At 62.0% G+C, this 12,700-nt stretch carries 12 protein-coding genes and 1 tRNA gene; 8 read left to right on the top strand and 5 right to left on the bottom strand.

Translation table 11 applies throughout. The features are described from left to right. Nucleotides 1–2: 2 nt before the first annotated feature. Nucleotides 3–1,235: an MFS transporter gene (locus AADW23_RS15000; protein ID WP_341861746.1), complete on the bottom strand. Its 1,233-nt coding sequence runs from the start codon at nt 1,233–1,235 to the stop codon at nt 3–5. A gap of 104 nt (nt 1,236–1,339) precedes the next feature. Between AADW23_RS15000 and AADW23_RS14995 the strand changes: the two genes are divergently transcribed. The 7 genes from AADW23_RS14995 (at nt 1,340) to pgi (ending at nt 8,412) form a co-directional block, all read left to right on the top strand. Continuing rightward, nucleotides 1,340–1,966 carry a DNA-3-methyladenine glycosylase 2 family protein gene (locus AADW23_RS14995; RefSeq protein WP_341861745.1) on the top strand — a complete coding sequence of 209 codons (627 nt, stop codon included), beginning with the start codon at nt 1,340–1,342 and terminating at the stop codon, nt 1,964–1,966. Continuing rightward, nucleotides 1,963–2,628, top strand: a complete 666-nt coding sequence (locus AADW23_RS14990) for a prolyl oligopeptidase family serine peptidase (protein WP_341861744.1) — start codon at nt 1,963–1,965, stop codon at nt 2,626–2,628. The genes AADW23_RS14995 and AADW23_RS14990 overlap by 4 nt, the downstream gene beginning before the upstream one ends. A 172-nt stretch (nt 2,629–2,800) precedes the next feature. Continuing rightward, the gene (locus tag AADW23_RS14985) at nt 2,801–3,403 is read left to right on the top strand and encodes an HNH endonuclease (RefSeq protein WP_341861743.1); all 603 of its coding nucleotides are present in this window, start codon (nt 2,801–2,803) and stop codon (nt 3,401–3,403) included. 151 nt (nt 3,404–3,554) lie between these two features. Continuing rightward, nucleotides 3,555–4,511 carry an agmatinase gene (gene speB, locus AADW23_RS14980; protein WP_341861742.1) on the top strand — a complete coding sequence of 319 codons (957 nt, stop codon included), beginning with the start codon at nt 3,555–3,557 and terminating at the stop codon, nt 4,509–4,511. A 168-nt stretch (nt 4,512–4,679) separates the two neighbouring features. Next, nucleotides 4,680–6,122 (top strand): glucose-6-phosphate dehydrogenase, encoded by a 1,443-nt coding sequence (gene zwf, locus AADW23_RS14975; protein WP_341861741.1) that lies wholly within the window; start codon nt 4,680–4,682, stop codon nt 6,120–6,122. Beyond that, nucleotides 6,122–6,793 carry a 6-phosphogluconolactonase gene (gene pgl, locus AADW23_RS14970; protein ID WP_341864341.1) on the top strand — a complete coding sequence of 224 codons (672 nt, stop codon included), beginning with the start codon at nt 6,122–6,124 and terminating at the stop codon, nt 6,791–6,793. Before zwf ends, pgl begins: the two co-directional genes overlap by 1 nt. Before the next feature lie 5 nt (nt 6,794–6,798). Next, a complete protein-coding gene (gene pgi, locus AADW23_RS14965; RefSeq protein ID WP_341861740.1) occupies nt 6,799–8,412 on the top strand; it encodes a glucose-6-phosphate isomerase in 1,614 nt (537 codons plus the stop codon). 58 nt (nt 8,413–8,470) lie between these two features. Here pgi and AADW23_RS14960 read toward each other — a convergent pair whose 3' ends face one another. Then, on the bottom strand, nt 8,471–8,869 hold the full coding sequence (locus AADW23_RS14960) for a hypothetical protein (RefSeq protein WP_341861739.1): 399 nt from the start codon (nt 8,867–8,869) through the stop codon (nt 8,471–8,473). A gap of 194 nt (nt 8,870–9,063) precedes the next feature. After that, nucleotides 9,064–9,552 (bottom strand): acyl-CoA thioesterase, encoded by a 489-nt coding sequence (locus tag AADW23_RS14955; RefSeq protein WP_341861738.1) that lies wholly within the window; start codon nt 9,550–9,552, stop codon nt 9,064–9,066. Between the two features lie 78 nt (nt 9,553–9,630). Between AADW23_RS14955 and gph the strand changes: the two genes are divergently transcribed. Further along, nucleotides 9,631–10,269, top strand: a complete 639-nt coding sequence (gene gph / locus AADW23_RS14950; RefSeq protein ID WP_341861737.1) for a phosphoglycolate phosphatase — start codon at nt 9,631–9,633, stop codon at nt 10,267–10,269. 238 nt (nt 10,270–10,507) lie between these two features. On the opposite strand, the gene AADW23_RS14945 is transcribed toward gph, so the two are convergent. After that, nucleotides 10,508–10,581 (bottom strand) — tRNA-Gly (locus tag AADW23_RS14945). A gap of 65 nt (nt 10,582–10,646) precedes the next feature. Then, nucleotides 10,647–12,689, bottom strand: a complete 2,043-nt coding sequence (locus AADW23_RS14940) for an ASKHA domain-containing protein (protein WP_341861736.1) — start codon at nt 12,687–12,689, stop codon at nt 10,647–10,649. Nucleotides 12,690–12,700: the final 11 nt, after the last annotated feature.

Genomic DNA, 12,700 nt, shown 5'->3' with positions numbered 1-12,700 from the left:
ATTTAGGCGGGACGCGCCTGCGGGCGCATCGCCAGCCAGATCAGGGCGGCCCCGGCGAGGACCAGGAAGGGGACCATGGCGAGGTTTACAGAAGTCCAGCCGCGCACGACATCATCGCCACCGGAATACATCAGCACGCCGGAGCTGAGCGAGGCGATGAAGACTGCGCCAAAGACGATGAAATCGTTCATGCCCTGCACCGCGCCGCGTTCCTCAGGGGCATGGGCAGACGTCAGCATGGCGGTGGCGCCGATAAAGCCGAAGTTCCAGCCGAGGCCCAGAAGGATGAGGGCAGCGAAGAACTGGAACAGCTCCACCCCCGTCATGGCGACTGCCCCTGCGGCGGCCAGAAGCGCCAGCCCGGTCGCGACGATCTTGGTGGCCCCGAAGCGCGCAATCAGGTGTCCGGTGAAAAACGACGGTGCAAACATGGCGATGACATGGGCAGAGACAACATCGGCGGCGTTGCCTGTTGTGAAGCCACAGCCGACCACCGCCAGCGGCGTTGAGGTCATCATCAGGTTCATCAGCGAATAAGACACCGCGCCGCAGATCATGGCGACGATGATCTTGGGGTCCCGCAACAGCTCGGCCCGGGTGCGGCCCTTGGGGGCGTCGGCACGGGCGGGTTCAGGGCGCGGCAATTGCAGGAAGGCAAACAGAACCGCACCGAGGGCGTTGATTGCAAAGATAAAGGCGTAGGTGCCGACGAAGGGAATAACTGTGGCCTCGCTTGAGGCTTTGACCAATTGCGGGCCGATCAAGGCCGAGATCAGGCCCCCAGCCATAACATAGGAAATCGCCTTGGGCCGGAACGCCGGGGAGGCGGTGTCGGTGGCGGCAAAGCGGTAAAAGCCTTGGGCGGACATGTAGATGCCGCTGAAGTAGGAGCCGACAAGAAAGACGGGGAAGCTGTCGATCCAGAGGCCAACGCCCGCCACAGCCGCCCCAAGAGCACCGCCCAGAGCCCCCACGTAGAAGCCGGTTTTGCGGCCAAACTTCTGCATCAGCGGAGAGATCCAGGGCGCCGTGGTCATGGAGCCGAAGACGATCAGGGAGATCGGCAGCGTCGCAAGGGCAGGGGACGGCGCGATCATCAGGCCCGCGAGCCCGCCGATCACAAAGAGCATTGGCATTTGCGCCCCGAGGAAGGCTTGGGCCATCACTAAAACGATTACATTGCGCTTGGCGCTGGTGTCATCATGGGCGGTGTGGGGGAGCGTGCTATCGGTCATGGGGCAAGCGGTATAGGGTTTGCGCCGGAGCGTCCAGATGAGCCGGCGTCACGATTTGTGGCGGGTGGTATTTTCGATATTTATGAAAAGATGAAGGAGGGGGCATGGGGCAGATCTTGGCGCGTATCGAGACGGCGGCGGATGTGGCCGAGGGATTTGCGCAGTTGTGCCGGATAGAACCTAGGTTTCAGGCGGTTTCGGGCCCGCTGCCGTTGCGGCGCAGGGAAGATGGGTTTGGCGCGTTGCTGAACGCCATTGTCGGGCAGCAGGTTTCGACCGCGTCGGCGGCGGCGATATGGGGCCGGGTTCTGGCGGCAGGTTACGGCGCGGAGGGGGCGGTGGCGGCGGCCTCGGAGGCACAGTTGCAGGCGTGCGGGCTGTCACGACCGAAGGTGCGCTATGCCAAGGCTTTGGCCGATGCGGGCCTTGATTATGGGGCGATGCGCGGGGCCCCGGTGGAGGATGTCCTGGCTACTTTGATTGCGGTGCCGGGGATCGGGCGGTGGACCGCGGAGATTTATGCCAAGTTTGCCCTGGGCCATGCGGATGTTTTCGCGGCGGGGGATTTGGCGCTGCAAGAGGGGGCAAAGCTGTTGTTTGGGCTGGAGAGGCGCCCCTCGGAAAAGGACATGCGGGCGATGGCTGAGGCTTGGACACCGGTGCGGGCCATTGCCGCCCGGGCGCTCTGGGCCTACTACCGGGAGATGACAAAGCGAGAGGGCGCGATATGAGTGATGTGTTGGATTATGGGACGAAGGCGTCGCAATCTGGGGATGTAACCTCGCTTGTGGTGTTTTTGCACGGCTATGGTGCCGATGGGCGCGATTTGCTGGGGTTGGCTGATCCTTTGGCGGACCATATGCCCAACACTGTTTTCGTGGCCCCCGATGCGCCGGAGCGCTCGGCAATGAATCCGGCGGGGTTTCAGTGGTTTCCGATCCCCTGGATTGACGGATCCAGCGAGGCGGCGGCGGCGGAAGGCATGGCGCGTGCGGTTGTGGATTTGAACGCTTTTCTGGATCACGTCATGGAGGAACATGGGGTGAGTGCGGCGGAAACGGCGATTGTGGGCTTTAGCCAAGGGACGATGATGGCCCTGCATGTGGCGCCGCGCCGGGAAGAGGAATTTGCCGCGGTCGTGGGCTTCTCGGGGCGGTTGTTGGAGCCGGAGACGCTGGCGGAAGAGGTTGTTGTGCGGCCCCCGGTCTTGTTGATCCACGGAGATGCCGACGACGTGGTGCCGCCTCAATCTTTGCCTGAGGCCGCGGAAGGCCTGGAAGCGGCGGGGTGGGAAGAGGTCTATGCCCACGTCATGAAGGGCACGGCCCACGGGATTGCGCCCGATGGATTGTCGGTCGCGTTGGCATTCATGAAAGACAAACTGCCGAGATAACGGGTGATTAATCGTCATCTGATTGTTGCATTGGCACCCTAGTCATAGGGTGCGACCACATCATGTTGTTTTTCTTGCCCCAGGGTCGCGCCTAGATATAGTGGGAGTGACGGCTTGGGCGGGTGCTCTCGCCCTGGAGCCATGGCGGCGAACCGGGTGGAGAAACTTTGCGATGCAGGTGCAGGCCAGCGAAGAGATTGATTTCAAGACATCATTTATCAGGTCGCCAGGGGCATTGAAGCAGAACCCCGCTTTGGTTTTGAATGCGGATTATCGCCCCTTGAGTTATTTGCCGCTATCGCTTTGGCCGTGGCAGGAGGCGGTGAAGGCGGTCTACCTTGATCGCGTGCAGATCGTGTCGGAATACGAGGAGGTTGTGCATTCGCCGTCGACCACGATCCGTATTCCGTCGGTGGTGGTATTGAAGGATTACGTGAAGCCGCAAAAGCGGGTGGCTTTTACCCGGTTCAACCTGTTTCTGCGCGATCAGTTCAGTTGTCAGTATTGCGGGGCGACGGGGGATTTGACCTTTGACCACGTGGTGCCAAGGGCCAGCGGGGGGGTGACGTCGTGGGAGAACGTGGTGGCGGCGTGTTCGCGGTGCAATTTGCGCAAGGGGTCGAAATCGTTGCGGCATTCGGGCTTGGTGTTGAGGCGCGCACCGAGGCAGCCGGAGGCGGCGGAGTTGCACAACCACGGGCGGCGCTTTCCTCCGAACTATCTGCATGAGAGTTGGATGGATTTTCTGTACTGGGATACGGAATTGGAACCTTAGGCCCCTGTGGCTGGCTGCGGGATTGAGTTGTATTTGCCAAGATGAAGCAGGGGCGCGGTGCGGGGTGACAGGGAGAGGTCCGCGCGTTAGCGTCGCCGGGACAATTTGAGCCGGGACAGTTTGAGCCGGGACAGTTTGAGAAGGAATCCCCATGGCCGATCCGTTTTTCCAGCCGCCCTCGGGCACTGATTTGCCCCGCTATGCCGGGGTGCCGTCTTTCATGCGGTTGCCCTATCTGGCGGCTGAAGATCCGAAGCGAGAACAGGTGGATATCGGGGTGTTTGGGTTGCCCTGGGATGGGGCGACGTCGAACAGGCCGGGCGCGCGCCATGGGCCAAGGGCGCTGAGGGATGCCTCGACCATGTTGAGGGAGATGAACCGGGCCACGGGGCAATTGCCGTTTCAGGCGCAGCGCATTGCTGATCTGGGCGATGTGGCGATGTCGCCCGTGGATCAGGATGAAGCTTTGGAGAATGCGCAGGCTTTCGTGGCGGGTGTATTGGGACAGGGGATTACGCCGTTCATGGTGGGGGGCGATCATCTGTGCACGCTGACCGTTTTGAGAGAGTTGCGCGCGGCGCGCGGCGAAGCGTTTGGGTTGGTGCTGCTGGATAGTCACACAGATCTCTATCCGCCGTATTTTGGTGGCAAGACCCTGACCCACGGCAACCCGTTCCGCCAAGCGATTGAGGAAGGGTGCATCGACCCCAAGCGTTGCGTGATGGCGGGGATGCGGGGCACGTCCTATAACACATCGGATTTCGATTACGGCCATGAAAAGGGCGTGCGGATCATGCCAATCGAGGAATGCATGGAACGCGGCTGGCCGCAGGTGATGCAGATTTGCCGCGATGTTGTAGGGGACGCGCCCACGTATGTCTCGTTCGATATTGATTTCATTGACCCCGCTTACGCGCCGGGCACGGGAACGCCGGAAGTGGGGGGGCCGACTTCGTTCGAGGCGATCTCTTGCGTGCGGGGACTGAGGGGGTTGGACGTGATCGGGGCTGACTTGGTTGAGGTGTCTCCGCCCTTCGACAACGGCGGGATTACGGCGTGGCTTGGGGCGTCGATCATGTTTGAGTTGATTTGCGCGATGCAGCCCTAGATGGGGCGATATGGGGCGCTTTTGTTTCGACCGATATCGGCCTGATCGTTGCCGATTTCGGCGCCGATTGACGCGATGTTGATGGCTGCGTCGGTTTTATTAGACATTCGGTTGCAGTGTCAGTTAGAAGGGCGCCGTTAGCGCTAACGCAAATCGAGGAGGACCTCCATGGTCTCGCGCGTCATTCCGGTTGAACCGTTTGATTTGGTCATTTTCGGCGGTACGGGCGATCTTGCCCGGCGCAAGATCCTGCCGGCATTGTTTCGGCGCTTCAGTGATGGGCAGATGCCGGAGGAGGCGCGGATCATCGGTGCTGCGCGGACCGAGCAAGACGCTGCCGCATGGGCTAAGTGGGTCGAGAAGGCGCTGAAGGAATTTCTGCCGAAGGCGGAACTGGATAAGGCGCTGATCGCTGCATTTCTGGAGCGGCTCGATTATCTGGCGATTGACGCCATGGGCGATGGTGGCTGGAAAGAACTGAAGGGCAAGATGCGCGACGGGGTCACGCAGGCTTTCTACTTTTCGGTCGGCCCGAGCTTGTTTGGTGCGCTGGCAGAGCGGCTTCATTCGTTTGAGATCGCCAGCAGCGACGCGCGGATCGTGGTGGAGAAACCTTTCGGGCGTGACCTTGCCTCGGCCAAGGCCCTGAACGCCACGCTGGCCGAGCATTTTGACGAGACGCAGATCTACCGGATCGACCATTACCTCGGCAAAGAGACCGTCCAGAACCTTATGGCGATCCGCTTCGGCAATGTGCTGTTCGAGCCCCTTTGGAACGCGCAATACGTGGATCACGTGCAAATCACCGTGGCCGAAGAGGTCGGCGTGGGCGGGCGCGGGGCCTATTACGACAAGTCCGGGGCGATGCGCGATATGGTGCAGAACCACCTGATGCAACTGCTTTGCCTGACGGCGATGGAGCCACCCAACAAGTTTGAGCCCAATGCTGTTCGAGACGAAAAACTCAAGGTGATCCGGGCCCTTGATCCTGTGGCTCCTGCGGACATCGTGCGCGGGCAGTACAAGGGGAAGCACTCGTATCTGGACGACGTGGAAGACCCGGCATCGCGCACGGAATCCTACATCGCCATGAAGCTGCACATTGCCAACTGGCGCTGGAACGGCACGCCGTTTTACCTGCGCACGGGCAAATGCATGAAGGCACGCGGGTCCGAAATTGTGGTACACTTCAAGGATACGCCCCACTCGATCTTCGAGGCAGACGCCGGAAGCCGGGCAAATGTCCTGTCGATCCGGTTGCAGCCCGACGAGGGCATCGACCTGCGGGTGACGATCAAGGAGCCGGGTCCGGGGGGCATGCGTCTGGTGGATGTGCCGCTGGACATGTCGTTTGCGGACGCGTTGGGCTCCGACGTGGGCCATGTGCCGGACGCCTATGAGCGGCTGATCATGGATGTCATCCGGGGCAACCAAACGCTGTTCATGCGAGGCGATGAGGTCGAGGCCGCCTGGGCGTGGACCGACCCGATCATTGAAGGCTGGATAGAGCGGGCGGAAAAGCCGGTGCAGTATGAAACCGGCAGCTCGGGCCCGGAAGAAGCACTCATGCTGTTGCACCGTGACGGCCGCCGCTGGAGGGATATCGCATGATGGATTTTGTCGAATACGCCGACCGTGAGATGATGATGCTGGACTTGGCCGATCGGTTAACCGCAGAGCTGGCCGAAGCGCTGCGTGGCAATGACCGGGCGACGCTGTGCGTGCCGGGAGGCACCACACCGGGGCCGATTTTCGATGTGTTGAGTGAACAGGCCTTGGACTGGGACCGCGTTTCAGTCGTGCTGAATGACGAACGTTGGGTGGGCGAGGATAGCCCTCGATCCAACACCACGCTTCTCAAGAAAAAGTTATTGGTATCAAAGGCATCTGGCGCGACGCTCATCCCATTGTTTAAGGATGACGCAAGTGCGGAAGACAGCATGGACGCGCTGTCAGAGGGGCTGGAGGGGCATTTGCCGATCTCGGTCCTGCTGCTTGGCATGGGCGCGGATATGCACACCGCCAGCCTGTTCCCCGGCGCGGATAATCTGGAGGCGGCCTTGGCCGCGGACGCGCCGTTGCTGATGCCGATGCGCGCAGAGGGCGCGGGCGAGCCGCGGATCACCCTGACGGCGCGGGTATTGAACGACGCGATCAACAAGCACGTGGTCATCACGGGCACAGAGAAACGCGAAGCATTGGAACGGGCGCTGAAACTGCCCCCGGAAGAGGCGCCGATTGCGGCGGTTCTGTCTGGGGCCACGGTGCATTGGGCGGAGTAGTGGAAATGGGCGAATTCTGGTCAGAACTGCGGGCGCATGGCGCATCAACGAAGGACCGCAACATTCTGAAATCGTTTGATAAGCCGGGGCGGGTAGAGCGTTTTTCTGTCCGCGCCGATGGGTTGTATTTCGATTTCTCCAAGACCCAGATTGACGACGGGGCGCTGTCGCTTCTGCTTGAATTGGCCCGTGTCAAAGGCGTCGAGGCGCGGCGGAGTGCGATGTTCTCGGGAGAGAAGATCAACGAAACCGAAGGACGCGCCGTGCTGCATACGGCGTTGCGGGCAAACAAGGGGCCAATCATGGTGGATGGCGAAGACGTCATGCCCGAGGTTCTGGACACCCGCGCCCGCTGTCTGGATTTTGCCGAGGCCGTACGCTCCGGCAGCTTTGCCGGGCAAGGCGGGCGGTTTACGGACGTGGTGAACATCGGCATTGGCGGCTCGGATCTTGGGCCGGCCATGGCGACCCTTGCCTTGGCCCCGTATCATGACGGTCCGCGTCTGCATTACGTGTCCAACGTGGATGGCGCGGACATGAACGACGCTCTGCAAGGTCTTGATCCAAAAACGACTTTGGTGATCGTGGCCTCCAAGACTTTCACCACGATCGAGACCATGACCAACGCGCAGACGGCGCGGGATTGGATGGCGAAAGACGTGTCTGATCCTTCGGCGCAATTCGTGGCCCTGTCCTCCAGTACCGAGAAAGCGGGTGCCTTTGGCATCCCGGCGGAGCGGGTCTTCGGGTTCGAGGATTGGGTCGGCGGGCGCTATTCCCTTTGGGGCCCGATTGGCCTTGGCCTGATGATCGCCGTGGGGCACGATGCCTTCACCAATTTCCTTAACGGCGCCGCCACCATGGACCGTCATTTCCAAGAGGCCGATCTGGCCGACAACTTGCCGGTTCTGCTGGCCTTGGTCGGCATGTGGCATAATCAAGTACAGGGTCACGCCACCCGCGCCGTTCTGCCCTACGACAACCGCCTAAGCCGTCTGCCCGCGTATCTTCAGCAGCTTGAGATGGAGAGCAACGGCAAGTCCGTCGCGATGGACGGCACCGCGTTGGAGTTGGACTCGGGCCCCGTCGTTTGGGGCGAGCCGGGCACCAACGGACAGCACGCTTTCTATCAACTGATCCACCAAGGCACGCGGATTGTGCCTTGCGAATTCCTTGTGGCCGCCAAGGGGCATGAGCCCGATCTGGCCCACCATCACCGTTTGCTGGTCGCCAATTGCTTTGCCCAATCCGAGGCGCTGATGCGGGGCCGATCCATGGACGAGGCCCGTGCGATGATGGCTGCCAAGGGCCTTGAGGGGGCTGAGTTGGAGCGCCAAGCCGCGCATCGTGTGTTTGCCGGCAACCGGCCTTCCACGACGCTTCTCTACGATCAGTTAACGCCGTTTACCCTTGGCCAGATCATCGCGCTCTACGAGCATCGTGTGTTTGTGGAGGGGGTCATCCTTGGCATCAATTCCTTCGACCAATGGGGCGTGGAATTGGGCAAGGAACTGGCCGTCGCGCTAGAGCCGGTCTTGACCGGCGAAAGCGATGGGGCGGGCAAGGATGGATCCACCCTTGCGTTAGTAAAGGCCGTGCAGGCCGTGGGCGGGGTCTAGAACCCGCCCACATTGCTAGGCCTGTGCTATCTACTCTCGCAGTTTCCCTCGCAAATTGTTAGGCATCGGCAATTGGAGGCTGCTCTGGCTGCTCTGGTGGCTCTTGTGGCGGGGCCGGTTGTTCGGGTTCGGGGTCACTGTCTTCACTGCGGATGCCGCAGACAAAACCGCCGTAGTTCCCAAAAACACTGTCCTCCGGGAACAGGCCAGAGGCCGCCGCCCACGCCAATGCGGCGCGTTCGTTAAAGATGATGTCGCGGGTTAATCCCCCTTGGCCAACCGCTACAGTGAGACGGCGTCCGCCATCGACAAAGTGCAACACCGGCTCGGAGCTGCCCCCGGCCGCGTTACATTGGCTGACGCCGACAAAGCCGGCAGTGGCGGGTAGGGTGAAGGCGGCACTGGCTAGTGCTGAAGCAGCAATCAGCTGCCCCAATCGCGTTTGAATTTTCGTCATGGTGTTTTCCTTCTGAAATACCGAAGCCGCGGGGGCGACCACGGGCGGGCGTAGACCAAAAAAGTTGCGCCGTTTGATCCAAGGTGCCGAACAAGCGCAGAAACCTGTGATCCGATGGCAAAAAATAAAATTAATATGGTGATTATACCTTATTTTTCGCGCCGATGCATACTGCGGAAAACCGGAAGCGTCCCCTAACCCTCGGCCACGGCGCTGTCGTGGGTGATAAACGCGTCGCGCCCGGCCTCGGGGATCGGGTGGCGTCCCGGCCCGTCGCGGTTCAGCAAGACGACGACGCAGCCGCCGTGGGCGGTCTGTTCGGCCGGGTGATCCGACGCCACCCGCCACGTTGCAAATTCCATCGTGAAAGACGTGTTGCGAAAGGCGCTGACCCGGCCCGTGACCACGTAATCCTCGCCCATCAACATCTCGGCGTCGTAGGTGCAGGTCACTTGCTTCAGAACCAGGCGCGGGCTGGATGGGCCATAATCGGTGACATGGCGGGCTTGCAGGAACGGCAGGCGAAAGCTCTCGAACCAGCGCAAGTAGGCGGTGTGGTTAACGTGGCCGACGGCGTCCAACTCTCCGAAACGGACCCGGTCGGCAAGGCCGAAAGTCCAAGGGGCGGGAATACCGATGGCGCGTAGGGCGTCGGCGGAAATTGGCGTGAGATAGGGGGGCATGGCAGTCTCCGGTTGGTTGCCTTGTCTTCCCCCGAACGCCTCGTTACCTCAAGGGGCAGAGCTGCATTGGAGGACCCCATGGCCCGCATCGTTTTTGACCTCGACGGCACGTTGATTGATAGCGCGGCGGATATCGCCGCTGCCGCCAATGCCACCTTGGCCGAGGTGAATGCCGCCCCTTTGAGCGTTGATGAGGCGCGTGGGTTCGTAGGGGCGGGCGCGGTGGTGTTCGTGCAGCGTATGGCCCGTGCCCGGAACTTGGCCGACCCGGCCGCGTTGCAGCCCCGCTTCATCCACCACTACGAGGCGGCGGTGACAAAAACAGTGATCTACCCCGGCGTGGAAACTGCCTTGGATGCCCTTGGCGCGGCGGGCCACAGGCTGGGTCTTTGCACCAACAAACCCGGCCGGCCTACGCAAGCAGTCTTGGCGCATCTGGGGTGGCAGGACCGGTTCGAGGTGGTGTTTGCGGGCGACACGCTGGCCAGGCGCAAGCCCAATCCGGCGCCGCTTCAGGCGGCTTTCGAAGGCTTGGGCGAGGGACCGAAGATCTATGTGGGCGACAGCGAGGTGGACGCCGAAACCGCCGAGCGCGCAGGCGTGCCGTTTTTGATATACACCCCCGGATATAGAAAGTCCCCGTTGGAGAACTTGCCCCACACCGCCGCCTTCGACGATTGGGCCGAGGTGCCGGGCATCGTGGACGGTCTGCTTTAGACACGAGGGAGGAATCACCCGATGGACGTCGTGCTTTGGGCCTTCGCGGGGTTCACCGCTTTGGTGTTGGGGATCATCGCTGTTGCCGCATGGGTCACCTTGCGCCGCGAAGGCGATCATCCCAACATGCGTACCAAACCCAGACGTCGACCGGGCAGGGGGCCAAGACAAGGCCCCGGACGCGGCGTTCCAAAGTCCCGATGAACCTCGGCGCACTTTATCGGTCTGGGGGAGTTTTTGGAGCGGGTAACGGGAATTGAACCCGTAACTAAAGCTTGGGAAGCTGCCGTGATACCTTTTCACCATACCCGCGCCGGGTATGGGCCTGAGATAAGCGAGCCCGCCGGGCGCGTCAATGGCAGACGCGCCGGAATACGCTATCCACGGCGGCGTCTGCGGCGGCCACCGCCTTCGCCTGGGGCAGAGCCGCTGGCCCCGAATGCCACGTTGGGCAGGGTCACGATCTGCGCCAGTTCGGGGAAAGGATCGGTGGCGTGGGGGATGGCGTTGGCGTTGACGAAATGCTCCTGGAACTTGGGCTCTACCGCTGTCTCGACCTTGTGGATGTCGCCGACGATCTGCTCGATCCGGGTGCGGGCGGCGCGGTTGCACAGCGCGATACGCGCGCCGTGGCCTGCGGCATTGCCCGCCGATTGCACCATGTCCAGCGGCGCATCGGGGATCATGCCCAGAACCATCGCGTGCTTGGGGCTGATATGGGCCCCAAAGGCCCCGGCCAGCACCACGCGGTCCACTTTATCCACGCCGCGCTGATCCATAAGCAGGCGCGCGCCGGCATAGAGCGCGGATTTCGCCAGTTGAATGGCGCGGATATCGCCCTGGGTGACGGTGACGCGGGGGCCGCCCGTCGCCGTGGCGTCATGGATCAGGTAGGCGTGGACGCGGCCGGCGGGCTCGCATCGTGCGGTCCCCGTGGCCTCGGCGCTGCCGATCAAGCCGGAGGCGTCCAACAAGCCCGCCATGCGCATTTCGGCAACCGCCTCGATAATGCCGGATCCGCAGATCCCGGTGATCTCCGTATCCGCAGCAAAGGCGGGGTCGTCGGACCAGATATCTGAGCCGATGACACGGAAACGGGGTTCTTTGGTTATGGGATCAATCTCGATCCGCTCGATCGCGCCCGGTGCTGCGCGTTGGCCCGAACTGATCTGCGCGCCCTCAAAGGCAGGTCCCGTAGGGGAGGAACAGGCCAGAACGCCGTTGGTGTCCCCCAAAAGGATTTCCGCGTTGGTGCCCACATCGACAATCAGCACGAGGTCTTGAGAGTTGTTGGGCTCCTCCGCCAGGGCAACAGCGGCGGCGTCGGCCCCCACATGGCCCGCGATGCACGGCAGCAAGTAAAGCTGCGCGGTGGGCGCGATGTCTGATAGACCAATGTCGCGGGCGTCCATGGTGAGGCTGCCCGAGGTGGCCAAGGCGAAGGGGGCCTGGCCGAGTTCGACCGGGTCGATGCCAAGCAGAAGGTGGTGCATGACGGGGTTGCAGACGATCACCGTCTCAAAAATCAGAGCGGGATCGACGCCCGCTTCTGCCGCGATTTCCAGCGCCAGCGTGTTCAAAGCGCCTTGGACCGCCGCGGTCATCTCGGCGTCGCCGCCCGGGTTCATCATTACGTAGCTGACGCGGCTCATGAGATCTTCGCCAAACCGGATTTGCGGGTTCATCAAGCCAGAGGACGCCAGCACCCGACCATCGGAGAGATCACAAAGATGCCCCGCGATGGTGGTTGAGCCGAGGTCCACCGCAAGCCCGTAAAGCCCGCCCTCGTGGTAGCCGGGCCAGACACCGAGAATTTCAGAAGCTTCGCTGCCCGCAGGCGTATGCACCGCCACCGAGACCTGCCATTGCCCCTTGCGCAGCGCCGGTTGCAAAGCCTTCAGAACGGGAAGTCGGGCCGTTATTGGCCCGATGTTCCACTGGGCGTGCAGCGCATCAGCGACCCGTTCCAGATCACCGGAAGGGGAGTGCATGTCAGGCTCCACCACGTCGATCATCACCAGCTTGGTGGCAGGGTCCATGACGATGGGCTTGGTGGAGGCCGCCTTGCGCACCACTTGCTTGTGGACCTGGCTTTCTGGCGGCACATCCACGACGATATCGCCTTCGACCTTGGCCTGGCAGCCCAAGCGGCGGCCTTTCTTCAAGCCGCGGATACGGTCGTAGCGGGCCTCAACCTCATTCCAGTCGCTCAGCGCGCCCTCATGGACGGTAACGCCATGCTTTGGGAAGTCGCCGTAAGCGGGGACGATTTGACACTTGGAGCAGATGCCCCGCCCGCCGCAGACGCTATCCAGGTCCACGCCCAACTGCCGCGCCGCCGTCAGGATCGGGGTGCCGACAGGAAAATGGCCGCGTTTGCCCGAAGGCGTGAAAATCACGAGAGGGGGGGTATCAGCCATCGAAACGCGCT

Source organism: Gymnodinialimonas sp. 57CJ19, assembly GCF_038396845.1.
Taxonomy (GTDB): Bacteria; Pseudomonadota; Alphaproteobacteria; order Rhodobacterales; family Rhodobacteraceae; genus Gymnodinialimonas.
This window is presented reverse-complemented; position numbering and strand designations above follow the sequence as displayed.